37 protein-coding genes and 1 pseudogene are annotated in these 20,059 nt (G+C 32.8%); 14 read left to right on the plus strand and 24 right to left on the minus strand.

Features of this window, described 5'->3' with window-relative positions; all coding sequences use genetic code 11:
- The first annotated feature begins 216 nt into the window (after positions 1–216).
- The 6 genes from AC6EI0_RS02580 to AC6EI0_RS02605 all read left to right on the plus strand — a co-directional run bounded on the left by AC6EI0_RS02580 (position 217) and on the right by AC6EI0_RS02605 (position 4,377).
- The gene (locus AC6EI0_RS02580) at positions 217–534 is read left to right on the plus strand and encodes a hypothetical protein (protein WP_498522924.1); all 318 of its coding nucleotides are present in this window, start codon (positions 217–219) and stop codon (positions 532–534) included.
- Positions 535–907: 373 nt separating this feature from the next.
- Positions 908–1,171 (plus strand): hypothetical protein, encoded by a 264-nt coding sequence (locus AC6EI0_RS02585; RefSeq protein WP_498522925.1) that lies wholly within the window; start codon positions 908–910, stop codon positions 1,169–1,171.
- A 512-nt stretch (positions 1,172–1,683) separates the two neighbouring features.
- Positions 1,684–2,244 carry a CIA30 family protein gene (locus AC6EI0_RS02590; RefSeq protein ID WP_498522926.1) on the plus strand — a complete coding sequence of 187 codons (561 nt, stop codon included), beginning with the start codon at positions 1,684–1,686 and terminating at the stop codon, positions 2,242–2,244.
- Positions 2,245–2,435: 191 nt separating this feature from the next.
- Positions 2,436–3,911, plus strand: coding sequence for a polysaccharide deacetylase family protein (locus tag AC6EI0_RS02595; protein ID WP_498522927.1), 1,476 nt, complete (start codon positions 2,436–2,438; stop codon positions 3,909–3,911).
- A gap of 91 nt (positions 3,912–4,002) precedes the next feature.
- Positions 4,003–4,194: a hypothetical protein gene (locus AC6EI0_RS02600; RefSeq protein WP_413677972.1), complete on the plus strand. Its 192-nt coding sequence runs from the start codon at positions 4,003–4,005 to the stop codon at positions 4,192–4,194.
- Positions 4,195–4,242: 48 nt separating this feature from the next.
- Complete coding sequence (locus tag AC6EI0_RS02605; RefSeq protein ID WP_498522928.1) at positions 4,243–4,377, plus strand: hypothetical protein; 135 nt, start codon at positions 4,243–4,245, stop codon at positions 4,375–4,377.
- A gap of 595 nt (positions 4,378–4,972) precedes the next feature.
- Here the strand turns inward: AC6EI0_RS02605 and AC6EI0_RS02610 are convergent.
- The 4 genes from AC6EI0_RS02610 to AC6EI0_RS02625 form a co-directional block, all read right to left on the minus strand.
- Positions 4,973–5,131, minus strand: a complete 159-nt coding sequence (locus tag AC6EI0_RS02610) for a DUF8642 family protein (protein WP_498522929.1) — start codon at positions 5,129–5,131, stop codon at positions 4,973–4,975.
- 156 nt (positions 5,132–5,287) lie between these two features.
- Positions 5,288–5,470 carry a hypothetical protein gene (locus AC6EI0_RS02615; RefSeq protein WP_498522930.1) on the minus strand — a complete coding sequence of 61 codons (183 nt, stop codon included), beginning with the start codon at positions 5,468–5,470 and terminating at the stop codon, positions 5,288–5,290.
- A 1-nt stretch (position 5,471) separates the two neighbouring features.
- Positions 5,472–5,735 (minus strand): hypothetical protein, encoded by a 264-nt coding sequence (locus AC6EI0_RS02620; RefSeq protein WP_269624959.1) that lies wholly within the window; start codon positions 5,733–5,735, stop codon positions 5,472–5,474.
- A 5-nt stretch (positions 5,736–5,740) separates the two neighbouring features.
- Positions 5,741–5,944 carry a hypothetical protein gene (locus AC6EI0_RS02625; protein WP_413390719.1) on the minus strand — a complete coding sequence of 68 codons (204 nt, stop codon included), beginning with the start codon at positions 5,942–5,944 and terminating at the stop codon, positions 5,741–5,743.
- A gap of 537 nt (positions 5,945–6,481) precedes the next feature.
- Here AC6EI0_RS02625 and AC6EI0_RS02630 point away from each other — a divergent pair.
- Both AC6EI0_RS02630 and AC6EI0_RS02635 read left to right on the plus strand, forming a co-directional pair.
- Positions 6,482–6,637 carry a hypothetical protein gene (locus AC6EI0_RS02630; RefSeq protein ID WP_498522931.1) on the plus strand — a complete coding sequence of 52 codons (156 nt, stop codon included), beginning with the start codon at positions 6,482–6,484 and terminating at the stop codon, positions 6,635–6,637.
- A gap of 101 nt (positions 6,638–6,738) precedes the next feature.
- Entirely contained in the window at positions 6,739–7,035 is a 297-nt protein-coding gene (locus AC6EI0_RS02635; protein WP_498522932.1) for a DUF3764 family protein, read from the plus strand.
- 250 nt (positions 7,036–7,285) lie between these two features.
- On the opposite strand, the gene AC6EI0_RS02640 is transcribed toward AC6EI0_RS02635, so the two are convergent.
- From AC6EI0_RS02640 to purT, 7 genes are all read right to left on the minus strand, one after another.
- Positions 7,286–7,618 carry a DUF1499 domain-containing protein gene (locus AC6EI0_RS02640; RefSeq protein ID WP_498522933.1) on the minus strand — a complete coding sequence of 111 codons (333 nt, stop codon included), beginning with the start codon at positions 7,616–7,618 and terminating at the stop codon, positions 7,286–7,288.
- A gap of 261 nt (positions 7,619–7,879) precedes the next feature.
- The gene (locus AC6EI0_RS02645) at positions 7,880–8,431 is read right to left on the minus strand and encodes a nitroreductase family protein (RefSeq protein ID WP_498522934.1); all 552 of its coding nucleotides are present in this window, start codon (positions 8,429–8,431) and stop codon (positions 7,880–7,882) included.
- Between the two features lie 162 nt (positions 8,432–8,593).
- Complete coding sequence (locus AC6EI0_RS02650) at positions 8,594–8,863, minus strand: hypothetical protein (RefSeq protein WP_498522935.1); 270 nt, start codon at positions 8,861–8,863, stop codon at positions 8,594–8,596.
- 169 nt (positions 8,864–9,032) lie between these two features.
- Positions 9,033–9,209, minus strand: coding sequence for a hypothetical protein (locus tag AC6EI0_RS02655; RefSeq protein ID WP_498522936.1), 177 nt, complete (start codon positions 9,207–9,209; stop codon positions 9,033–9,035).
- Between the two features lie 374 nt (positions 9,210–9,583).
- Complete coding sequence (locus AC6EI0_RS02660; RefSeq protein ID WP_158466730.1) at positions 9,584–9,754, minus strand: DUF4278 domain-containing protein; 171 nt, start codon at positions 9,752–9,754, stop codon at positions 9,584–9,586.
- A gap of 624 nt (positions 9,755–10,378) precedes the next feature.
- Entirely contained in the window at positions 10,379–10,636 is a 258-nt protein-coding gene (locus AC6EI0_RS02665; RefSeq protein WP_498522937.1) for a hypothetical protein, read from the minus strand.
- Positions 10,629–11,792: a formate-dependent phosphoribosylglycinamide formyltransferase gene (gene purT, locus AC6EI0_RS02670; RefSeq protein WP_498522938.1), complete on the minus strand. Its 1,164-nt coding sequence runs from the start codon at positions 11,790–11,792 to the stop codon at positions 10,629–10,631. Before purT ends, AC6EI0_RS02665 begins: the two co-directional genes overlap by 8 nt.
- A 441-nt stretch (positions 11,793–12,233) precedes the next feature.
- On the opposite strand from purT, the gene AC6EI0_RS02675 reads away from it, so the two are divergent.
- Together AC6EI0_RS02675 and AC6EI0_RS02680 are read left to right on the plus strand one after the other, a co-directional pair.
- Entirely contained in the window at positions 12,234–12,449 is a 216-nt protein-coding gene (locus AC6EI0_RS02675) for a hypothetical protein (RefSeq protein WP_498522939.1), read from the plus strand.
- Positions 12,450–12,647: 198 nt separating this feature from the next.
- Positions 12,648–12,982, plus strand: a pseudogene (locus AC6EI0_RS02680) (DUF3804 family protein).
- Positions 12,983–13,410: 428 nt separating this feature from the next.
- Here AC6EI0_RS02680 and AC6EI0_RS02685 read toward each other — a convergent pair.
- The 9 genes from AC6EI0_RS02685 to AC6EI0_RS02725 all read right to left on the minus strand — a co-directional run bounded on the left by AC6EI0_RS02685 (position 13,411) and on the right by AC6EI0_RS02725 (position 16,343).
- The gene (locus AC6EI0_RS02685; RefSeq protein WP_498522940.1) at positions 13,411–13,536 is read right to left on the minus strand and encodes a high light inducible protein; all 126 of its coding nucleotides are present in this window, start codon (positions 13,534–13,536) and stop codon (positions 13,411–13,413) included.
- Positions 13,536–13,682: a high light inducible protein gene (locus AC6EI0_RS02690; RefSeq protein ID WP_269613088.1), complete on the minus strand. Its 147-nt coding sequence runs from the start codon at positions 13,680–13,682 to the stop codon at positions 13,536–13,538. Before AC6EI0_RS02690 ends, AC6EI0_RS02685 begins: the two co-directional genes overlap by 1 nt.
- Positions 13,682–13,801: a high light inducible protein gene (locus AC6EI0_RS02695; protein WP_011294968.1), complete on the minus strand. Its 120-nt coding sequence runs from the start codon at positions 13,799–13,801 to the stop codon at positions 13,682–13,684. Before AC6EI0_RS02695 ends, AC6EI0_RS02690 begins: the two co-directional genes overlap by 1 nt.
- Before the next feature lie 20 nt (positions 13,802–13,821).
- Complete coding sequence (locus AC6EI0_RS02700; protein WP_498522366.1) at positions 13,822–14,028, minus strand: CAB/ELIP/HLIP family chlorophyll-binding protein; 207 nt, start codon at positions 14,026–14,028, stop codon at positions 13,822–13,824.
- Between the two features lie 132 nt (positions 14,029–14,160).
- A complete protein-coding gene (locus tag AC6EI0_RS02705; RefSeq protein ID WP_498522941.1) occupies positions 14,161–14,361 on the minus strand; it encodes a hypothetical protein in 201 nt (66 codons plus the stop codon).
- 33 nt (positions 14,362–14,394) lie between these two features.
- Positions 14,395–15,126: a type 1 glutamine amidotransferase gene (locus AC6EI0_RS02710; RefSeq protein WP_498522942.1), complete on the minus strand. Its 732-nt coding sequence runs from the start codon at positions 15,124–15,126 to the stop codon at positions 14,395–14,397.
- Positions 15,127–15,133: 7 nt separating this feature from the next.
- Positions 15,134–15,373, minus strand: coding sequence for a non-structural protein (NS2)-like protein (locus AC6EI0_RS02715; protein WP_498522943.1), 240 nt, complete (start codon positions 15,371–15,373; stop codon positions 15,134–15,136).
- A gap of 163 nt (positions 15,374–15,536) precedes the next feature.
- Positions 15,537–15,803 carry a hypothetical protein gene (locus AC6EI0_RS02720; RefSeq protein WP_498522944.1) on the minus strand — a complete coding sequence of 89 codons (267 nt, stop codon included), beginning with the start codon at positions 15,801–15,803 and terminating at the stop codon, positions 15,537–15,539.
- Between the two features lie 171 nt (positions 15,804–15,974).
- A complete protein-coding gene (locus AC6EI0_RS02725) occupies positions 15,975–16,343 on the minus strand; it encodes a hypothetical protein (protein WP_498522945.1) in 369 nt (122 codons plus the stop codon).
- A gap of 186 nt (positions 16,344–16,529) precedes the next feature.
- Between AC6EI0_RS02725 and AC6EI0_RS02730 the strand changes: the two genes are divergently transcribed.
- Positions 16,530–16,814, plus strand: coding sequence for an inward rectifier potassium channel (locus AC6EI0_RS02730; protein WP_498522946.1), 285 nt, complete (start codon positions 16,530–16,532; stop codon positions 16,812–16,814).
- 66 nt (positions 16,815–16,880) lie between these two features.
- Here the strand turns inward: AC6EI0_RS02730 and AC6EI0_RS02735 are convergent, their stop codons facing one another.
- From AC6EI0_RS02735 to AC6EI0_RS02745, 3 genes are all read right to left on the minus strand, one after another.
- Positions 16,881–17,351, minus strand: a complete 471-nt coding sequence (locus AC6EI0_RS02735; RefSeq protein WP_498522947.1) for a hypothetical protein — start codon at positions 17,349–17,351, stop codon at positions 16,881–16,883.
- A 269-nt stretch (positions 17,352–17,620) separates the two neighbouring features.
- Positions 17,621–17,827, minus strand: coding sequence for a hypothetical protein (locus AC6EI0_RS02740; RefSeq protein ID WP_498522948.1), 207 nt, complete (start codon positions 17,825–17,827; stop codon positions 17,621–17,623).
- Between the two features lie 8 nt (positions 17,828–17,835).
- Positions 17,836–18,039, minus strand: coding sequence for a hypothetical protein (locus tag AC6EI0_RS02745; protein ID WP_498522949.1), 204 nt, complete (start codon positions 18,037–18,039; stop codon positions 17,836–17,838).
- A gap of 269 nt (positions 18,040–18,308) precedes the next feature.
- Between AC6EI0_RS02745 and AC6EI0_RS02750 the strand changes: the two genes are divergently transcribed.
- From AC6EI0_RS02750 to AC6EI0_RS02760, 3 genes are all read left to right on the plus strand, one after another.
- Positions 18,309–18,479 carry a hypothetical protein gene (locus AC6EI0_RS02750; RefSeq protein ID WP_269605936.1) on the plus strand — a complete coding sequence of 57 codons (171 nt, stop codon included), beginning with the start codon at positions 18,309–18,311 and terminating at the stop codon, positions 18,477–18,479.
- Between the two features lie 185 nt (positions 18,480–18,664).
- On the plus strand, positions 18,665–19,078 hold the full coding sequence (locus tag AC6EI0_RS02755) for a DUF1499 domain-containing protein (RefSeq protein WP_498522950.1): 414 nt from the start codon (positions 18,665–18,667) through the stop codon (positions 19,076–19,078).
- Between the two features lie 171 nt (positions 19,079–19,249).
- Positions 19,250–19,597 (plus strand): hypothetical protein, encoded by a 348-nt coding sequence (locus AC6EI0_RS02760; RefSeq protein ID WP_498522951.1) that lies wholly within the window; start codon positions 19,250–19,252, stop codon positions 19,595–19,597.
- A gap of 72 nt (positions 19,598–19,669) precedes the next feature.
- On the opposite strand, the gene AC6EI0_RS02765 is transcribed toward AC6EI0_RS02760, so the two are convergent.
- Positions 19,670–19,864 carry a hypothetical protein gene (locus AC6EI0_RS02765; RefSeq protein WP_498522952.1) on the minus strand — a complete coding sequence of 65 codons (195 nt, stop codon included), beginning with the start codon at positions 19,862–19,864 and terminating at the stop codon, positions 19,670–19,672.
- Between the last annotated feature and the right edge of the window lie 195 nt (positions 19,865–20,059).

Here is a 20,059-nt window from a genome sequence, read left to right on the forward strand (position 1 = left end):
TGGGATATTTATTCAGCTAAATTAAAAAATAATACATATTTCAAAATCAATTTAACTCTGAGAAATAATTCTTATCCCTATCATTAATATATAATCATCAATGAGTAAAAAACATTACACAACAATGTGATTATTAAAAATAAATTAAATTTTAGTAAATTTCAAAGGAACTTAGAACAAAAATTATTAGATAATAATAGAAGTTTAATCGAGTAAATGAGCGAAAATAATTTTAATACAAGTAATCCTGAAACAGCTAACCATCATTGGTTCCCATTTCTAAGATATAAAAAAGAATGTGAAGCAGCTGGGAAAGAAGCAAGTGTTAATGAATGGATGAGAGCAACTGGTCAACTCGATGCAAAAATAGCTCATGAAGAATCAGTAGCATTAGCAGCAAAAATAGCCGCAGAAAAAGAAGCTGACGCAAAAAAAGCAATAGAGAAAGAAGCTGAGGAAAAAAAAGCCGCCTTAAAAAAGAACATGCAAAAGTCAACAAATTCTATAAGCGACAATAAATCATCAAAAAATTGAGTCAAATTTTAACTCAACTCCGATCTGAAATTATATGAGTAAAGCGAAAATAATTCTTACAAGCTTTTAAGAGTTTGAGCTTTTTAGAAAATATGCCTTAAAAAATAACTAATTCGACTTCAATTTAATGACTTTTGCTTTGGCCTCATCAGAACTAGGTGTTAGTTCATTCACTATAAATCTTATACTAATTACCTCTGTAGGCGTTTTGCTAGGATTACCAACATTTTTCCTCATAAAATCTGGTCAAGGCAAGTCTGCACTATAAATAAAAAAGTCAGTAGATAAAATTCTTTAAAGCTGAAGTCGTGCCCTTATAAAGCGCAGATTTTTACTTCAGACGGCATACTAGACAATATAACAATCATACCTAATGACTAACTCACTCAACAAAGCTTTTACAGGAGCAATTGCTCTAGCTTTAATAGTCATAGCTGTAGCACGTATCCCATTTTCCAGAGAGAAAGAGTTATCAAATTTATGCAGGGAATACTACACAATGTACCTTAATCAGAATGACTACTCACTAAAAGAAAAAAAGGCAAAGATCAGTTTGATTGCAAAGAAAACAGGTCTTAAAGCTGAGAAAAATAATGTTGGTAATTTTTGTAATTCGTTCTACTTCAACCAAAGGTAGATTTAAATAAAAATATAGAAAAGTTCTTCTGATTCATTTCATCATATATTAATAGGAATAAATACATTCGCAATTTTATCGTTAATTTATAGCTATTAAGTATTTGAATAAAAAAAATAACGAGGAAAACATGAAAAACCTCATCAAATCTCCTAAACAAAATTGATTTTATCAAAGAAAAATTGAGATCAAGAAACAATGGCAAATCATTGGTAAGTTATCGAATATGAGTGGCATTTGAGATGCTAAATACTATATAAATCCATCATCTCCAAGTTTCTTTCTCTCTAACAATTTACAACAATGGATACAGCTGCAAGCCAACTAAAGTGAATCATCTCAGATCATAAATTTCTCTAAAAGCCTTGTGAGTGATAAAAGAATCAACATAAAGACAAAAAGAATCCACTAATGAGTTGTATGGGATTTTTACTATCTGGTGAGTCTACATTTTCAAACTCATGATTCAAAAAAAAATTTTATAGAGTTAAAAAAAATTTTTTTAATAAAAAATGCCGGAGCTTTCAAAAGTCCTGTCATCAACTGACTTTGATGAATGGTTTTCATTGAACGACACTGTCATGGGAGGCTCAAGTAAAGCAGTTTGTAGAGCATCTTCAAAAGGCCTCTCCCTGGAAGGTGTTGTAGTCGAGGAAAAAGGGGGGTTTGTCAGTTGCATATCTCCAACATTTTTACCTCTTCTAAATTTATCCAATTATCAAGGTTTTGAATTAAGAATTGAAGGTAAAGGTCGAACTTTAAAATTTGGAGTGTCATGTAAATACGGAATTTTTGGTCTAAGGGAATTCTTCTTAAATAAATCACCTGGTGGGCTCAGATGGGTAGCAGAAATAGAAACAAAAAGATTTGGGACAACAATTATTAAAGTTCCTTTTGAAAGCCTTGAACCAACTGTTCTTGCAAAAAAAATTTCTTTTCCACTTAAGTTCAAATCCGACTCCATAAGTCAATTTCAATTACTACATTCCAAATTCGGTAGACCTGGAGAATTGAATCCTGGCTTTAAACCCGGAAAAATAAATTTTGTGTTGCAATCTATTAGTGTTTATTAGCACTAATAGAAAAATTAAAATATTTATACTTTTCTTAATTCATAGATAATACACCCTGGAAAGAAAATTGTTCAGATGAATTGAACTGTAAAACAAATTATTTCTTTGATAAATATTTTTATTTGTATATACTCCGATTAATTAAGTAACCTCACTTTTAGATTGATTTCTTTAATATATAAAATCGAAATATGAATAATATAGACCTACCACCGATAAGTGGTTTTGAATATACAATTAAAAAATTAACAAACAAGAAAAGAGATAGAAAACAATTCAATGAAAAGTCAAATTTTAAGAATGCCAACTCAGGGTTTGCATGCGCCCTCCATATGCATCAACCAACAATTCCAGCAGGTAGAAATGAGGAACTAATTTCACATTTGCAATTTATGTTTGAACACAGTTCAGAAGATGATAATCACAATGCCGAACCATTTGCTCAATGCTACAAACGTCTAGCTGAAATCATTCCAAGACTTATAGATGGTGGATATGATCCCAAAATAATGCTTGATTACTCAGGAAATCTTCTGTGGGGATTCATGCAAATGGGTCGAGAGGATATTCTTTCATCTTTAAGACTGCTAACGTGTGATAAGACAGTTCATCAGCACGTTGAATGGCTAGGAACCTTTTGGAGTCATGCTGTAGCCTCTTCAACTCCACCCTCTGACTTTAAATTACAGATAACAGCCTGGCAGCACAATTTCTTATCATTATTCGGAGAAGATGCATTGCGTCGAGTGCAGGGATTCTCTCTTCCTGAGATGCATCTTCCAAACCAACCTGATGTTCTTTATCAATTAATCAAAGCTCTCAAAGAATGTGGATATCGTTGGGTATTGGTTCAAGAACATAGCGTTCAAAATTTAGATGGCTCCAGTCTTAGAGACGAGCAGAAATATATTCCCAATAGGCTCAAAGCACAAGGAAGTAATGGAGAGATTATCTCTATTCTTTCACTAATAAAAACTCAAGGTTCAGATACAAAACTTGTTGGACAAATGCAACCTTATTACGAGGCAAAAGGGCTAAAAAAACAAAAATTAGGTCAAGATATTATCCCCACGCTAGTTTCCCAAATTGCTGATGGAGAAAATGGCGGAGTAATGATGAACGAATTTCCTCAAGCTTTCATTCAAGCGCATAAAAGAATTGGTCCAAAAACGAATAAAAGTCCCACAATTGCTATGAATGGTTCTGAATACCTCGATTTCCTGGAGACTTTAAATATAGATGAAGATAATTATCCATTGATACAAGCAATCGATCAAGACAAAATATGGGGAAAAATTTCAGGCCCAATAACTCCCACCTCGGTTAAACAAGCAATTAGTAAATTAAAAGAGGAAGATCAATCCTTTTCTTTGAGTGGAGCTAGCTGGACTAACGACTTGAGTTGGGAAGATGGATATAAAAATGTTTTAGAACCAATTACAAAACTTAGTAGCTATTTCCACGAAACATTTGACCATTTATTAGTTCAAGATCAATCGTTAACGAAAACCCATGAATATCAAGAAGCGCTCCTATACCTTTTGCTATTAGAAACTAGCTGCTTCCGGTATTGGGGACAGGGAAAATGGACTGAATATGCTAAAACGATCTTCAGAAAAGGTGAAGAGGTGATTAGAAACTTTGAATTTTCAGCACAGAGCAGTTAATCAATTTTGTAAAGGCATCAATCAAGAAAAAAGAAATAACTAGCAAAAAATAATTTTTTGCGTTAAGTTCACCGACCAAAGCTTTAATAAAATGACTAGTACAAGTTTTGACAAAAATGGACTGGATAAAGCAGGTATTCATTGGATGCAATACCTTTCAATGACATCAATGTCATTGCTTATATTTCTCATAGCATTAGACAAAGCCGTTCCTAGCTTTCATCATTTTGTTTTAATTTCTATGGCCAAAGCAGGAATTATCTGTAATGGGATAGCTGGATAACATACTTTGACAGATCCAGTAATCTCGCCAAAGAAAAAATATTAAACTATGAAAGGAAAAAACAATCCAGACAACGATGGTTACGATCCATCAGAGGAATACTTCAAAAAGAAAGGTGACGCATATGAAAATGAAACTGAAGAATATTTCCCTGAAGAAACTTCTAAACCACCCCATTATTAAGGCAACCAAGAAAGGGCTGATGATAATTAAAATAAACTAATGATTATTATCTATGTGAAATGTACGTACCTTCTGGATAGAGCCTTGAGATTGCATTAAATCGCTTTGATATTTGTCGTTCTTTGTCAATATTAACTTTACGATTAAGAACCAAAACGTTGTGAACCATCCATAGAAAAAAGCCAATAAGCCAATACCAAGATATGGGATGAGCCAAAATTTTTAGATATCATCTAATTTCAAGATGGCAATTATATCCGTTTTCTTCATAAGTATTTAAACCTTTTGTTATTACCCCAACATCAAAATTAGATTAAAAAAAAATTACTCAAGACTATTGCTCTTTTCACCACATCAACAGTCAAGTATGACTAGGTAGAACTGCTCAAGTCATTTATAAACATGAAAATATTTGGTATAAATCAACGGAATGTATACTTATTCGTACTGGATTATTCATAGATTTTTCGAGCATTACTGCTCGCCAGATAAGAGAGTGTATTTAGGTCTCTAATTTGAGATTGAGATTTCAAAAGTTAATTTCATTATTAAAGAGCTGTAATTTTCTCTGGTTTTTATTTTTTGGTGTATCAGTCTAAAAATATGAGCTTTTCAAATGCCTTTCCATACATATAGTTTGGCAATCGTTCTCTTCCGCACTACTAGATATTGAACAATATGTTACACACTCAAGATAATCATCAATTGGATCAACTTGTCCTTGAGACATTTTCTTAGCATCAATCGTATTCATAAAAGTCTCCTAAAATTAGAGTTAATCTATCCTTTCTTTTTATTTTTTTCTATCGGTATTACTTACTAACTTATACGCATAAGAAAAACGTATACCTGAATCATATTTTACGCAAAAAGTAGTGGCGAAAAAGGGATTAATCATCATTTTAATAGCTCACATTTTTCTCAATTTTATTCTTATTCCTATTCTTTCTCGAATAGCTTTTATCGGGATCATATCTTTCATTTGACCATCTATTTGCTTTCTTATTAAATTTCTAAATAAATGAGAAAGCAACACCAAACTAAAAAGAGATAATACAATGGTTGCCAATCCAATTAATGAATAAGTATCCATTTCAAAGTTCTCTATATATTGCCCATTCATCACCATCAGCAGTGACTTCAGAAAGTAACGCAACAGCTATGTCAGACTGATCAGAGCGTTTAACAATAATCTCTTTACCACCCATATATGGATCATTGAACTCTGATTTTGAACGGCTAGCCTCAAGCTGTTCTGATGGTGTCAAAACTTCAAGAATTTTAATCCATATCTCATCATCTGAAGCGAAAGGAGGAACAGAAAATTTACTCGGGCTACTTCCTTTTTTTTTATCCATATTATTTAATTTTTAGCTTTAATCTCTTTAACTTCATTAATTAACCGCTCTTGTCGTTCAGGGGTAATAAATCCAAGAGATCCGCACTCATTAATATCTTGAATTGGATCTGATAGTCCATCGTGTTTCTCTAGCCATCCTTCAGTGCATCCTTTACATGCTAATTCATTTAATTCATTAGCCAAAGACTTGGCTTTCAAGCTATCCATCAATAAAAATTTAATTACTTCTTTCTTTCTACTCTACAGTCATTCGATAACTCAAGGGAAAAAAATTAATAGCCTTATTAAACAAACTTGTAAAGTTAGGAAATTTAAACCCTATTAATAGATAAGTGGAATCAAAGAAAATAAGAACAAAAAAAAATCTAGTTAGGAACTCATGCAGCTTCTTTTTTAAATTCCCGATAAATAGAAATGTCTATAGGTCTATTCACATCGGATTGAAAATCAACAATGTCTTGATAAATCTCATTAGGTAAAGGTTGCATTTCGCATCTTGAATAACATTTGCTGTAGTCATACTTTTTCACTGAAAACCTGTTGCTTAGGCGCTTAAAGATAGACAATGTCACAATGCAACTTGAGTTAGTTATATCGTTAGAAGCTGTAGATGCAATACGCAAAACTACTAGCCTTCTCTATTAATTGAGTAAGTAGTTATTACTAATATTACTTTTTAGTAGCAGTTTCCACTTCATATCATTTTGTATAAAAAGCAAAATTGAAAAAGAATATTAAAAAAAAATGTCTTTATCTCCAAATGAGATGACTCCGTACATAAAAAAAATTCAACAGAAATTTGATGAAGCACTAATGTTTTTAGTTAAAAATGGTTTTCACCAAGCCACAAAAGGGCTTTTACAAGACATCGAAAACGCTAACGATAAAATAAAAAAATAACTAACATCCTCCCAACCGATGGAAGCGAAAACAACAACGTCTGTAGGGACAAAAGTAAAATGGTAAACATATACATCATCTAAGATTCACTAACCCTTTACATGGCAACTGAAATCACTGTTTTAGACTTCAAGCTTAGTAATACTTTTTCAGAGTATTGCACTCATATGAATGCGCCAGAGCAGCAGGCGATGTTTAAAGAAATGGGTGTTAAAATTTTTTATATCGGCGAAAGTATAGGAGACTCTAAAAGAGCAACTGTTATGTTTGAAGGAGCAGAGAATGTTTTATATAACATTTTTATCAGTCCGGAAACAAAGCCTATTGTTGAGGCCTCTGGTCATATTTATGAAGAAACCAAAATCACAAGATGGATAAACAATTGTCCTAACTGCTAATTTTAACGTGTTAAAGCTCGTCAAGAAAATTTATCTGAAATCATAGGTATTGAATGTTTTTTGCCATCTGGGCTTACATAGATATTCTCTTTCCCATATTCCGTATAAATGATTTTTTCAAAATGAGTCCCCTTTGGAAGATGTAAAAAATATTTTTCTGCTCTGTTCATTTTATTTATACATTTATTTAAAAATAACTAGCATTTTTCCCAACGACAACAAATTGATTGTTTTATGAAAGTTTTGGTGGCTAACAATTTAATTTTTCTAAAGCAGTTAATAATCTTCCCACTCTAGCTCCATTAACTCCAAGATCTCCACCACCATATCTTGATGCCGATTTGATTTGAATCTTCTTATCCATTTTTAAAATCTCCAAGTCGTCTGGAAATCTGAAAATCAAACTTCGACAAACTCCTTTCCAATATCTATCATTAGCCTCTAAAACTTTGGTTCTAGGAATTTTCTGGGCAATCCCAATAAGTTGTTCAAAGGTCTTGTCAACATCTTCAAATTCTTTTTGAAAAAAAACGCAATTAAGCGGATTTAAACAGGGACTAAGACCTGATTTAAGATCTGGCATATTTTCTATGAGTTCACATATTGACCATGAGAAAAGTTTATCCCCCCTTTGGTCTTGTTTTTCAGAAATTTATTACTAAGTGATGTCTAGTTCTCCCTACCTAAAATGATCGTGCTAAAACTTACCATCGATTAAATTTTTATAAAACTATTTTTTAGCATGAAGCGATTAGATAAAACAGGGATGATGATGATTGTCTTTAGTGTGGCCTCAACACTTCCTTATCAGTTTCATTATCTCTCTTCTATAAGTTAAAAAAGGTTAATTACTCTCTCTATAGATAGTACTAATTAAAGGTCTATTGATTAAAGGCGGCTCATTTCCATATCCAATCCAAATAAAACCAATAATTTCCTCCTCACTTGAATTTATTTGTGCGATTTGATAGGTATTAGGATCTTTGGTGATTTTTCCTGTTGACCACTTGCAACCAACATCATCGGCGACAAGTGAAAGTGACAGGTTTTGAATCGCGCAAGCACAAGCAGCATAATCTTCGAGTTTTTGAGCTTGATTATCAGTACATACTTGAGTGGCAATAAGCAAATGGGAAGGGTTAAGCATTTTTTCCTTTATTTTTCTTAAACTAGATTCATCTATTGACTTATCACCAAACTTCAGAGTCAGCTGTAATTGATATAGAAGTTCCCGTTTTTTTATCCCAATGTTGGTAAAACGCCATGGGAAAGTCCTTCTGTGGCAGGGTGCCTGATTAGCTGCAACTATTGATTTTTGAATTACTTCGCTAGGAACACTTTTTTGGGAAAAGATATGAATGGTCCTTCGTTTTTTAATTGCTTCAGCTATTTCCATGATTTTTTCTTGATGTTATTAACTACAGTATTAGCAATAGTGAAAATTTTAAAAGAAGTTTAGTTTAGAGACCTGTATAAAGAAAAGGCGTTTAAATCATCTCCAGATTGAAACTAACATTAAAAAAAAAAAAAAAAAAAATTATTAGTTGAAAATCACTTATTAAGCAACTTTGTCAAGAATTACATTTGATGGTTTTGAAAATAACGAGACGACTTGGCCCATAGGTGTCTTGAATACGCGTTCGACAATTTCTCCATTATTTATAATTACCCTCGTATTCAAAGACCCAGAAGGTAGATTTACAGATCTTTTTTTTAGAAGAATTTCTAGCTCTGGATAGTGATCATTAGGTTTAAGAACCTCTTTTAACTCAGGATGTAGATCTAAGATTGCGTCATCAAAGGCCTTAAACTTTTTAGTTAAAACCATACTTTGAGAAAGCTGTTACTTATAACTTGTAACCTACTGATCTCATGACGTAAAGGGTATTTGAACTAAGATATGGATAAACTTAATAAGACTTTAAATAAAGCTTTAATAAGCAATGAATAAATTCATAAAATAAGTTTTACTGATAGCTAAAAGTGAAAAATAGTCATTAATATCTAGTAGCATCGATCACTCGCTGTTCATGATGAGAAATAGACGTTACTTCAGGACTTCTGTCATTTAAAACTGACTGTGTAAAAACAGTAATAGCTGCAATACTTGGTGTAATAGGTAAAAACACGAACAATGCCAACACTCTACTGTTAGGTTTAAATAATCTTTGCATTAATAAATAAAGGATTTAATTATCATTCTTAATAACTTTTAGGTGATTTGCGTGTTCGGTTTCCCTTGAATAAAGCTATTAGTTTGACCTGTAATACCATCTAAACACCTTTGGTCGTTTCCAGAGCATTGTATAAATAGCTTCAAGTGCCTTTTGAGTTTTAGGTAGCTTGCAACTAGGCCATGACTGTTGAGTAATCATTGTGATTATTTCGGAGTCATTATTATTTCTACATCGGATGCCACCTATAAAACCAGAGTAATAAAACTTAGGCCAAAATACATAGAACCAAAAATATAACTCAGCTAGATATTTTTGGGGCAAATGAGCATAAAAAAAGAGGCAATTAATGCCTCTTTTAGTTCACCTTTAAATTACTTTTGGTATGTATTACCTCTGTAAGTTAAGGATGCTTGCATCTGCTTTTTAGCTTCTGCCTGCCTAGATGTGTAGACGTTACTTCTGTAACTAAGTTCTACAACTTTTTTTGGAGTAGCTTCTTTATGTTGAAGGTACTCTTTGCCTCTGTAAGTAAGAACAGTCATTGCTCTTCCTCGTAGTGCTCAAGACCCCGTTCCATGTCTCGAGTCTTACTGCAGCTTAAAATTCAGCTGAACGTGTAACAAAAATAACAGAAATTATCTATAAAAGATGTTCCTCATGATACATAAAACATTGAATTAAGTAGTGTTAACCGAAATAGTTGCATTTCTTACTAAAAAGCCCCCTTAAATCACTAAAAAAGTTAATTATGTATCCTATTCTTTTTCCTTCTTAAACTAAACCAACCTTCCCCTTTCCCCTCTTCTTACAAAAGTAATTAAAGAACAAAAAAAGGATCCTAATATGGCATAGATTATGAAAGTAATTACGCCTTAAAACCAGATGAAGCAATATTTAGAAAAATTGAATCAAATGCTTCCATAACACTTCAAGAAGGTAAACCATTCAGTAGCCACACAAAAGCCTCGTTATTTAATACCCAGTTTCTAAAAACTACTATCACTATTAAATTGATCAAAAGAAGCACGAATAAACGAAGTTTTGGATCCTCTATCCCCATAAATCTATTGTAATTTAATTTTTGTTAGGCAAAACCAGTTACAAAGATGTTAACAATTATGGGGCTAGAGGAAGTTGGTAAGGAGTTAATAGAGTATGTATGATTTTCAATCCGCTTTAAAAGGCCTACCACCTTTACTTAAATAATCCATATATTTATCAGATTCTTTGAGGTAATAATTCCTGCTTTGACCAATATATCTAGCTTCAATTAAGAGATCCGTAACTTCAGGCCAAAAAGATTCAGGGACCAACTCAAGAGGGTTAATTGCACTTGGATTCCAATTTAACTCAGTCAAAAATAGAAACCAAATCGACTTGCAATTAATGAAATCAGATAAACAATCTGAATTAAAATTATTCATTTATAAATTGCACTGATTGAGCTGTTTTATCAGCTTTAATTCTTGCCTCATCGATGGTTTCTGCATTTGCTACGGCTACTCCCATTCGACGACCTTCAGTAGAGCTTGGCTTGCCAAATATAAATACACCTGTATTCGGTTGACTTAAGGCATCTTCAAGTCCCGTAAAAGCTATGTTTGAAGTTTTCTGGGAAGCCAAAATCACTCTGCTCGCAGAAGCTTCATGACAAACTATTTCTGGAATTGGGATACCTAAAACAGCTCTGAGGTGTAATTCAAACTCATTTAAATTTTGGCTAATCAAAGTTACTAAGCCTGTGTCATGTGGTCTTGGTGACAGCTCTGAAAAAATCACCTCCTCGCCCTTAATAAAAAATTCAACGCCAAACAAACCAACTCCACCAAGATTATCAGTAACACATTTGGCTATCTTCTGAGCCTTATCTAAAACACTTTCAGTTAATGTAGCTGGTTGCCAACTACATTGATAATCTCCATTCTTTTGCTCGTGTCCTATCGGTTCACAAAATAATGTTTTACCATTAAATTGTCTAATAGTTAATAAAGTAATTTCTAAATCAAAATCAATAAATTCCTCTAATATAATTTTATTTGATTTACCTCTTGATTTTTCAATAGCCAAATTCCAAGCCTGGACTAAATCATTTTTATTATTAACTAAGCTTTGTCCTTTACCTGAAGAACTCATAACTGGCTTAATTAATAAAGGATAACCAATCGCATCTGCACAAAAATTAAGCTCGGATTGACTCATCGCATAACTAAATTTTGCAGTTCTTATATTTAATTCGTTAGCAGCTAAATCTCTGATTTTATCTCTATTCATAGTTATTGCAGTAGCTCTAGCATTTGGTATTACTGTTATTTTTTGTTCGATTTCTTTTAATACATCTACTGCAAGAGCCTCAATTTCAGGAATAATTATATCAGGATTACATTTATATATCACTTCTTTTAATTCACTACCATTATTCATATTTAATACCTCAACTTGATCAGCTATCTGCATAGCTGGCGCATCATTATATCTGTCACATGCAATAACATAACAACCTAATCTTTTTGCTGCGATTGCCACCTCTTTCCCTAATTCTCCGCTACCTAAAAGCATTATTTTCTTTGGAAAAACGTTCATAATCATATCTATAGGTCAAAAATATAAATTAATATAATATCTCTTAATCAGAATTGATAATAAAAAAAAGAAGTAGAAATTAACAGAGACACTGAAAGGGAAAAATTATTCTTAGTACAACAGAGCGCTTTTTATTGATGGATAAAATCAATTGATCATTCGCGATGGTGTTCGACTCAATAAGATAAAAGAATGATATTCCCACCACAACAAGTAATTTTTGGATAACTACTTTTGAGTACTGCAATGGTATTGATTTTGGACATTAGGTAGAACCGTTTTGAAAACAATGAAAACAAGCTTAAAAAAGCAATTTCTAATCCAAAAACCATATCTAATTTTTCACGTTAGTCCTATAAATAGCTGATTAGTTATACAAGCTCTTTACGAGTGGAGAAAAGTTAGTTAAAAGGAATAAATAACTTCGACTTATTTATTGGAATGGTTACCAAGAAGAAAATTAAAGACTTCAAGGATTTGGATCAGTTCCCAGATTTAAAAGAAGCTCTAGTACCAGCTATTATGACATTGCCTTCAGGTTCAATGAATACTAGAGTAATCGTTACTAAAGGCAAAATTGTAGAGAGAATTTATAAAACACCAAAAGGTGAAATTATATCTCTTTTCGCAAGTGACTTATCGGAACAAGCTGCCTAAATTTTCTTGTTAAAATTAATTATTTTTATTTCTCCATAAAAAGGGTTAGATCATATTGACAGCACAACAAGAAAAGATAGCAAAGAAAACATCCATTATTGAGCAGATCAGTAATCCTAGTCTATTGTTTTTAATTGATCAATGTCTTCTAAAGAAGAAATCCTGTCCATCCTAGAAGCCTTTGCCTCAACAGAGAGAATGGGATCATTCTTTTTAGACAATGCAACCCCCGACTTTTTATTTATAAGACCAAGCGGAAATCGCATTGACGCGAAAGGTTTTCAAGAGATGTGGTCCTAAGGAGATCTTGTATTACAAAGCGCAGAAGTCACAAAGGTGCACAAATTTGAACTCTTAGGTTCATATGCTTCAATTTGCGTTTTCACCCTAGGTTCAAAATTTACTTATAAAGGGACTCAAATGATGACCTCCCTACAGTAACATCTATTTTTAAAAAGATTGATGAGAAACAGAAAGTAGCGTGGATGCAAAGATCTTCAGGCCAGTCAGATATGATTTTGTGGAACGACTAATTTATATTTCCTTCTTAATGGTTAAGTATTCGTAAGTTCTATTTATATCCTTACGTCTGAAGTAATCATTGAACAAGATAGATAATTTAAAAGAAAAACAGTATTAGTCGTAAATGCAAGAAAAGCCAAATGTTGAAGAGCTGACTGCAGATTCAATGACATTGCTCTTAATTAGAGCCCAAAAGCTAGCAAAATGAAATTACTAGCAAATTCTCAAGAGTTTAGAGAATGGCTTATTGGTAGTTGCAAAGTAGAAGATATATTGATCCTAGATACAAGAATCAAATAGTAATAACTACATCCAGTTGATAATCATCAATATTACTGAATTAATTTACATTGCGTTAATCAGACAAAAAACAAATAAAAAAGGCCTCTTCCATAATGACAGAGAAGAGGCTTGTTTTTATTTGACTTGAAAGGTAGGACTATACAATTCCAGGGACGATCCAGCCTGTTATTCCGTAGTTAATCACAGCTGCAAAGAAGCCCATCATCGCAAGACGACCATTCATCTGCTCTGCTGTTTTCCAATAATTAGTTGCTTTGTTCATTACACGAAACCTGGGATGATTTGACCAGTTGTGGCATAAGCACCAACAAGAGCGATGCAACCAAATAATGCTGCATAGCCGTTAAGTCTTTCTGCAGTTACCTTTTCAGGATCAATGTTTCTGTTGCTGTTGTTTTGAGTAGTCATTAAACGACACCTGGAATGAGTTGACCGGTTGTTAGGTAGATACCTGTTAGTAGAACGAATGCCATCATGGCTGGTCTGCCGATGCTTCTTTCTAGAATTGTTTTGTTAGATGGTTGCATTGTTATTGGTAGTTATTGATTTAGAAAATTCCAGGAATGATTTGACCTGTAGTGAAGTAAGCACCTAAAAGACTGATCATTCCGATCATTGCCCAACGGCCATTTGTCTTTTCTGCTTCTTCTGGGTAGCTGGTGTAGTCCTCTACAAGCTGAGGCTGTGTTTCACGAGCAAAGATGTTTTGCTTGCCGTACTCAGTGATTACCTGAGATGAGGTTGAACTTGTCATTACTGGAATTGAGTTGATGTGAACAAATGTAAAGTATGAATTTTTCAAATGAAAGATACGGTCGGGTACGGCTTACTCACTTTATGAAGATCTTAAAGTCGATTTTAAATAAAAAATTCCAATGAAGATTACTTAGTGAATTAAATACAGAATTGCTAAATCCTGATTAGATTCTGCGACTTTCCTTCTTAAAAAAGTTAATGCCTCATCATTCATACTTGACTCAGCGATCATTTTTTCGGCTTCATTGATACCATGCTCAAGATTTTTAATTTTTAATTGAAGAATTTCCCTATCTTTTTTGCACTGCTCAAGTGTGAAGTCGTCAATCATTTTTGTAAATATTCAAACCGCTAATTTTTTTAGCTAGTTTAATAAGTCAAACAAAGTGTTTAAAAATTTTAATCTAGAGTTTAGCGTTTTACTACCAAATTCTTTTTGTTGTTGTTTGAGAATGGCTTGGCCGTCAACTCCTAATGCTGAAGAAATAAATTTATGATCTTCTGAAATCAACGTATTAACCATCTCATCGTCAATCTCAACGTGAAATTGCATCCCATATGCTAACGAACCAATGCTAAATAGTTGCTCCTTACACCTATAACTACTAGCGATGAGCTCTGCAGAATTAGGCAATAAAATTCTATCTCCATGCCAATGCAAAACAGGGAAAGGTTGACTTAAAAATGCTGTCAGTTTGCTTTTATGTTCTAGTGAATGCGGAAAAATACAGTCCCACCCGATTTCAGCTAATGGTTGACGAGATGTCTCCTCCTGAAGCAATTCGACATCACCACCAGCTGCATAGGCTAAGAGCTGAGCTCCCAAACATACTCCTATTAATCCAACACCTTGATTTAAGGCTTCTTTTATTAAGCGAACTTCTTCGATAAGCCATCGATAAGTTGAAGTTCCAATGTCTCTAATACCCATGGGTCCACCCAACACCAAAAGTAAATCACCATTACTAAGTACAGGAAGAGAGTCTCCTAAATCCAAGCGGAAAATGGAAACACTAAATCCTCTTTCCTCAGCAATATTTACAAAAAGTCCAGGCCCCTCGCGTTCTAAATGCTGAAGAACAAGTAAACGACTCATAAATAAATTAAAAATCTACATTTTCATTTGGAGTAAAAACAGAGCAATACAATTTGATGAATAGCTCTGCCTCCTTTTCATCTTTACCATCATATTTAAGTTTGAGGTCTTCTATTGCTACTAAAGCAGTTTTCTCTTTCAACCTATATCTTGCACAAGTATCTAGAACTTTAAACATTCGAGTAGTAACTGCTACCGTTGGAGTGCTTAGACCAAACAAGAAAGTAACAAGTAATAGATATTTCATATAAATAATTCAATCATCTTTTTTAGATAAAGCTCTAGAGCTTTGAAATTATTTATTAGTTTTGTACAAAAGGACAAAAATCCTAGACAAAAGGAGTAGTAAGAGCTTTTAAATAAATAAAGAAATAATCATTCAAATACATATTTTTTTTCTTGAGATTTGATTAAATTTGCTTTAATTCCTCATCTGTTAATGAGCAAAAACCTCTTGAACATCTATCAGGTTTATCTAAATCTGCAACAGACTCCGACCCACCAATAATTAAATTGTGCTTTGACATTTTATAAAACTTCTCGTGAACAGAATCAGTAAACTTGTTTTCCTTCTCATACTCTAACTCGCATGGATCTATGTTGTTATCAAACCATTCATCATATTGAATATAATTTGGGTTTGCATAATATGTCATATTACTAGAGTAGTACGACATAGGAATAAATACCAGAAATTAAAGTCAAGGCTCGTTGGGTTGTTTATCAAGAATTTTTTTAAGATATTTCTTTTTGAGTAGCTTTTTTCTTTCTTTCAAGAATTTTTTTAATTGTTGTAACTTCAAATCAATCAGTAACTATATTCAGTACTGATTAAATTTACCTCAAAGTTAGCTTGATGGGCTGCACTTCGGAGAAGCTTTATTTCCATCGAGCTTTTGAATTTTGGATATGTCTAAATCGGATATCTCCAGCCCATAAATTTCAGCGATCTTAGCCATCGCCAAACCTTCTGCACCTGTCCATGCTTCAGCTAATACCGACCAAGTCTTTTGACTAAATTCAACTCCGAGATTTTCGTTGATAGCTCTTTTTTTATCTATCTCAACTACTTTCTCTAGCCCCTGCTTAGATAGGTGACTTTTTATCCTTAAGAAAACAACCTCCAACATTGAATAATAGAACTTTTCCATTGCTTTGTTGTATGCCCATTCAGCTTCTTTCTGTGCCTTTTTTGCACATTCGGTTGTAATCTCCATATCCATTTATTGTTTTAGAAAGTGTTTTTATATATTATAGTTTTTGAATTAAGCCATTAAAGATGGAATCTTAAATTCAGCTCATAAATAAATAATTTAAATAAATGCTAACGTCAAAATAAAATAACTTTTTACAAAAAGCCTTTTTCATTAAAACACCGATTTCTCCATTAGGGTAAATTAAAAATGTCTTTAGAACTTACAGAATTAGTCAAGGATTTCATAGCAACAAAACTCCTCTCAAAAGTTGAACTGGATTTCTTAGAGAGTGAACTATGGGAAACCCTCGAACATATAGATGAAATAACTTCCTTAACAGCAGCTCCAGTAGATGTTTCTAAAGAATTGAAATTAAAAGATGGTTCCTCATGGCAATTATGTTGTGCAGTAATACTTGATGAGGCCAGACCACAAAAAACCCCTCGTTCAAAAAAACTTATCAAATTAATAGAAAAATTTTCTCTCCAATGACACTACTCATATAGTTTTGAGATTCTAATTTTAAAATAATTCAACCAAAATTTAGATCTCACTTATTTAATAAAAAAATATCTTTCTAAATTTATAAAAAAACATTCCCGTTTTCTCATAAAGATGATTTGGTTCTTTTTTTAGCTCTAATTCATATGGATTAATAAAAATAGTCAACAATATTCTTAAGGCAGTATAAAAATTTTTACTAGACTTAATATCCTGATATCTTTCGTTTCTCAATTTAGAAATTAAATGCTTATCTAACAAAGCCTCTAGAGAGTGAAGGACTATGTCTTTCTCCTTTTGGCTGATTGTAGATAATAAAACCATCAACGCTTTTATTGATGATTCATCTCCACTGATAACATTCCTAAGAACGCTTTGATAGAGATTCTCCCATTTGTAGGGTTCATTCCTAAAAAGATTAGAAGCAGGTTCATCTGGATTAAGCTTTAACAGTCTCTTATTTTCATCATTCTCTTCTTGCGCAGAATTCCAATATTCATACAATGGTGATGATTGAGCGATATTCATATGTATTTATTGAAAAAAAAGATTAAAGGAAATCTGGAATCAGAAATTCTTGGTAACCATTTTAGTTCAGATAGTAATGCTTTGACTTCTTCGTTATTTGTTCCACTTACTGCCAAGAAATTTACTTTGGAAGAAAACAACATACCAAACATTTTTTAGATTAATCTTGCTAGTACAAAGAGGTAGTTATCACAAGTAAAATTTACTAAGCCTAATTTAAAGCATTATTTAGTTGTGGTAGATATAAAAAAATAAAAACAAATCAAAAACTAAGCGCAAAATATTTTTGCGGTATTAGTCAAACCTATTGAATAATCATCAATATTTAAATCCAAAGCTTCTAGGGTTTTGAGGGCATCTATTTTCCCAGCGGCAAAACTTTCACATACAGAATTTAGTTTATAAGTTCTTGATGCTTGCGTTTTTGTAGGAAATAAAAAGCACAAAGATAAAGGTAAAACAAAAAAGAATTTCATTTAGATCCCTAGCTATTTTGAAAAGTTTTTTCCAATGAACTGACTTGAGCTCGATATGCATCACCTTCAGAACCGCATAACTTCTCATGTTCCGTTAACGGAATCCAAGACCAATCAAGTCTTACAGCTAAAGACCAAAACATTATTATGTGACCAATTAAAAGGATTGGCCAATCAAGGCCAATGAACTCAGAATGAAAAACAGGGTGCATAGAAAGTTAAAAATTAGTTAAAAACCTTGACTTGACTCATCAAGGGTGGAGTGATAAATAGCCTTAAAAGTACGAATAACGCTCGTGGGGGCAAGGCAATATGAGAGAAAAACAATAGAAGATTAACTATAACTACTAGTGCTCTTTCCAATTTGATAGCTAAGGTGGGGACAACCAGTAAGAGTGATGTAAAGCAAAAAGAAAAAAAACCTTAAAAACTTATGCTTATGCTCGATTTCATCCTAAACAGATAAAAATTAATTGAATTAATGAGCGGAGACAATTTGCTCGGAGAGCAACCTCTAAAGTTTTACTCTGAAGAGGTAACTGAAACTAAAATCGAGCTAGTTCATCGTTTACTAATACTTAATGCTCAAAAAAATTCAATAGTAGATTTAGATAGAAAACACAAAGAATGGGGAAATGAATTAGCAAGTTAAAAAAAACTCTGATAGGCTCGAAAAAATATATATATATTTTATCCAACTCTCTTTTAGCTTGATATTTATAATTTCAAACCACAAATTTCAAAAAAAATCATGTTGATACATAACATTATTTTTTTTTGCTAAAATTATTATATTTAAATTGTCTTTTAATTAATTTAACTAGATCTTTTTAATTAATGATTAATCGATTTTTAACTTTCTTCTTTTCAATTCTAATTGTTGTTACCATCGCCCCCCATAAAGCAAATGCAACAACAACTGAACTGCCAGATTGTGTTGTCATTACTCACTGCGTGAGAGAAGACTTTAAAGTTAACGACTTAGAAAATGCTTTTAAAAAAGCAACCAAAATAGTTTCTGAAACAGCAAGAACAAAAATAGTTGAACAGACTGATTCATTCATTCATGCTGAAGCAAAGACCAAATGGAGGAGATATACCGATGATCTTCTACTAAAAGCAATTCCAGAAAAAGGTATTATTCAAGTCAGATCTGAATCAAGAGTAGGAGTTGGAGATAATGGAGTGAATCAGAAGAGGGTTGATGACTTTGCTTATCGTCTAATGACAGAAACAGACATTACTAATTAACCCAAAAAAATTCACTGTTAACTACCCTGTAAAGTCATTAATTTTGAACAAATAAAATTTTTCGATTAAGTTTGTTTGCGAAGGTATGGCTTAGGGATAAAAAGTAAGTGATTTTTTATACAAATTGCTTTTCTTTTTATGCTTCTAGCAGCATTTGAACCTGGTAGAGAAATGGCCATCGCCAACTTTTTCCTAGCTATTTTTTGTCTGTTTACCATTGCATTACCATTCCTACTCATCACCCGGGGAGACAAAACAGAAGCTAATCGGGACTTCATTGCAGCAACGGTTAACCCATGGTCTCAAGTTGTTAAAGAAGCTGAGTTGGCTCAAGTAGTTTTGTCTGAGATCACATCGTCAGTAAAAATAGATCCCAATTTGGAAACAGCATCCGAACAAAATGTTGAAGGGGATTTTGAGACAGGAGATGTGATATCTCTTGAAATCAAGAGTAGTGATGAAATGGATGAGTCTACAACTCATACATCACTCAACGAAGATGAACTATTAGTTGCTTGAGAGATCTAAACATAAGTTCTATCAAAACCTTAAACGAATATCTAGGACCTCTAAAGTCTCTAGATATTCGTTTTAACTTTTGGGCGTGATCAGATTCGTATAAAGAACATGGGGGTGTTTATTTCCAACTTCACCTGCTTCTAACCATTCTTTATATTCCTCTCTTAATGCCTGACTGTCTTTACTACCTAGTTCATTAATCTTTAGGTAAATGTCCTTCATGGTGAAGTCAAGTGTTCTTTTTAAACTTATCGAGGGAGTCTTCATACTAAATTTCCCACAAGAGAATTAGATATGAAAGTACAAACCATAAATGCAAATGTCATTGCAAATGGTTTCGGAAATAATTTATTAGGTGTTTTCATTTAGATAACATTCAGCAGGTGAAGCATGCTAATGAAGCACAATAAATAAAAAGCAAACTCATTTCTAATGGTTTGCGTGTGAAAACTGAGAGGTAAA

Source organism: Prochlorococcus sp. G5PB11, assembly GCF_059772425.1.

Excerpts from the sequence above, each read along its gene's own strand:
- AC6EI0_RS02590 (WP_498522926.1), top strand. The coding sequence starts at position 1,684 with ATGCCGGAGCTTTCAAAAGTCCTGTCATCAACTGACTTTGATGAATGG.
- AC6EI0_RS02735 (WP_498522947.1), bottom strand. The coding sequence starts at position 17,351 with ATGAATATCGCTCAATCATCACCATTGTATGAATATTGGAATTCTGCG.
- AC6EI0_RS02585 (WP_498522925.1), top strand. The coding sequence starts at position 908 with ATGACTAACTCACTCAACAAAGCTTTTACAGGAGCAATTGCTCTAGCT.
- AC6EI0_RS02760 (WP_498522951.1), top strand. The coding sequence starts at position 19,250 with ATGGCCATCGCCAACTTTTTCCTAGCTATTTTTTGTCTGTTTACCATT.
- AC6EI0_RS02690 (WP_269613088.1), bottom strand. The coding sequence starts at position 13,682 with ATGACTACTCAAAACAACAGCAACAGAAACATTGATCCTGAAAAGGTA.
- AC6EI0_RS02685 (WP_498522940.1), bottom strand. The coding sequence starts at position 13,536 with ATGAACAAAGCAACTAATTATTGGAAAACAGCAGAGCAGATGAATGGT.
- purT (WP_498522938.1), bottom strand. The coding sequence starts at position 11,792 with ATGAACGTTTTTCCAAAGAAAATAATGCTTTTAGGTAGCGGAGAATTA.
- AC6EI0_RS02665 (WP_498522937.1), bottom strand. The coding sequence starts at position 10,636 with ATGAATAATTTTAATTCAGATTGTTTATCTGATTTCATTAATTGCAAG.
- AC6EI0_RS02615 (WP_498522930.1), bottom strand. The coding sequence starts at position 5,470 with ATGGATACTTATTCATTAATTGGATTGGCAACCATTGTATTATCTCTT.
- AC6EI0_RS02730 (WP_498522946.1), top strand. The coding sequence starts at position 16,530 with ATGTCTTTAGAACTTACAGAATTAGTCAAGGATTTCATAGCAACAAAA.
- AC6EI0_RS02720 (WP_498522944.1), bottom strand. The coding sequence starts at position 15,803 with ATGTCGTACTACTCTAGTAATATGACATATTATGCAAACCCAAATTAT.
- AC6EI0_RS02655 (WP_498522936.1), bottom strand. The coding sequence starts at position 9,209 with ATGCAAAGATTATTTAAACCTAACAGTAGAGTGTTGGCATTGTTCGTG.
- AC6EI0_RS02725 (WP_498522945.1), bottom strand. The coding sequence starts at position 16,343 with ATGGAGATTACAACCGAATGTGCAAAAAAGGCACAGAAAGAAGCTGAA.
- AC6EI0_RS02705 (WP_498522941.1), bottom strand. The coding sequence starts at position 14,361 with ATGATTGACGACTTCACACTTGAGCAGTGCAAAAAAGATAGGGAAATT.
- AC6EI0_RS02765 (WP_498522952.1), bottom strand. The coding sequence starts at position 19,864 with ATGAAGACTCCCTCGATAAGTTTAAAAAGAACACTTGACTTCACCATG.
- AC6EI0_RS02640 (WP_498522933.1), bottom strand. The coding sequence starts at position 7,618 with ATGCCAGATCTTAAATCAGGTCTTAGTCCCTGTTTAAATCCGCTTAAT.
- AC6EI0_RS02645 (WP_498522934.1), bottom strand. The coding sequence starts at position 8,431 with ATGGAAATAGCTGAAGCAATTAAAAAACGAAGGACCATTCATATCTTT.
- AC6EI0_RS02745 (WP_498522949.1), bottom strand. The coding sequence starts at position 18,039 with ATGCACCCTGTTTTTCATTCTGAGTTCATTGGCCTTGATTGGCCAATC.
- AC6EI0_RS02580 (WP_498522924.1), top strand. The coding sequence starts at position 217 with ATGAGCGAAAATAATTTTAATACAAGTAATCCTGAAACAGCTAACCAT.
- AC6EI0_RS02610 (WP_498522929.1), bottom strand. The coding sequence starts at position 5,131 with ATGAATACGATTGATGCTAAGAAAATGTCTCAAGGACAAGTTGATCCA.
- AC6EI0_RS02700 (WP_498522366.1), bottom strand. The coding sequence starts at position 14,028 with ATGACAAGTTCAACCTCATCTCAGGTAATCACTGAGTACGGCAAGCAA.
- AC6EI0_RS02675 (WP_498522939.1), top strand. The coding sequence starts at position 12,234 with ATGGTTACCAAGAAGAAAATTAAAGACTTCAAGGATTTGGATCAGTTC.
- AC6EI0_RS02620 (WP_269624959.1), bottom strand. The coding sequence starts at position 5,735 with ATGGATAAAAAAAAAGGAAGTAGCCCGAGTAAATTTTCTGTTCCTCCT.
- AC6EI0_RS02715 (WP_498522943.1), bottom strand. The coding sequence starts at position 15,373 with ATGAAATATCTATTACTTGTTACTTTCTTGTTTGGTCTAAGCACTCCA.
- AC6EI0_RS02630 (WP_498522931.1), top strand. The coding sequence starts at position 6,482 with ATGTCTTTATCTCCAAATGAGATGACTCCGTACATAAAAAAAATTCAA.
- AC6EI0_RS02755 (WP_498522950.1), top strand. The coding sequence starts at position 18,665 with ATGATTAATCGATTTTTAACTTTCTTCTTTTCAATTCTAATTGTTGTT.
- AC6EI0_RS02605 (WP_498522928.1), top strand. The coding sequence starts at position 4,243 with ATGAAAGGAAAAAACAATCCAGACAACGATGGTTACGATCCATCAGAG.
- AC6EI0_RS02650 (WP_498522935.1), bottom strand. The coding sequence starts at position 8,863 with ATGGTTTTAACTAAAAAGTTTAAGGCCTTTGATGACGCAATCTTAGAT.
- AC6EI0_RS02595 (WP_498522927.1), top strand. The coding sequence starts at position 2,436 with ATGAATAATATAGACCTACCACCGATAAGTGGTTTTGAATATACAATT.
- AC6EI0_RS02600 (WP_413677972.1), top strand. The coding sequence starts at position 4,003 with ATGACTAGTACAAGTTTTGACAAAAATGGACTGGATAAAGCAGGTATT.
- AC6EI0_RS02740 (WP_498522948.1), bottom strand. The coding sequence starts at position 17,827 with ATGAAATTCTTTTTTGTTTTACCTTTATCTTTGTGCTTTTTATTTCCT.
- AC6EI0_RS02695 (WP_011294968.1), bottom strand. The coding sequence starts at position 13,801 with ATGCAACCATCTAACAAAACAATTCTAGAAAGAAGCATCGGCAGACCA.
- AC6EI0_RS02635 (WP_498522932.1), top strand. The coding sequence starts at position 6,739 with ATGGCAACTGAAATCACTGTTTTAGACTTCAAGCTTAGTAATACTTTT.
- AC6EI0_RS02660 (WP_158466730.1), bottom strand. The coding sequence starts at position 9,754 with ATGACTGTTCTTACTTACAGAGGCAAAGAGTACCTTCAACATAAAGAA.
- AC6EI0_RS02625 (WP_413390719.1), bottom strand. The coding sequence starts at position 5,944 with ATGGATAGCTTGAAAGCCAAGTCTTTGGCTAATGAATTAAATGAATTA.
- AC6EI0_RS02750 (WP_269605936.1), top strand. The coding sequence starts at position 18,309 with ATGAGCGGAGACAATTTGCTCGGAGAGCAACCTCTAAAGTTTTACTCT.
- AC6EI0_RS02710 (WP_498522942.1), bottom strand. The coding sequence starts at position 15,126 with ATGAGTCGTTTACTTGTTCTTCAGCATTTAGAACGCGAGGGGCCTGGA.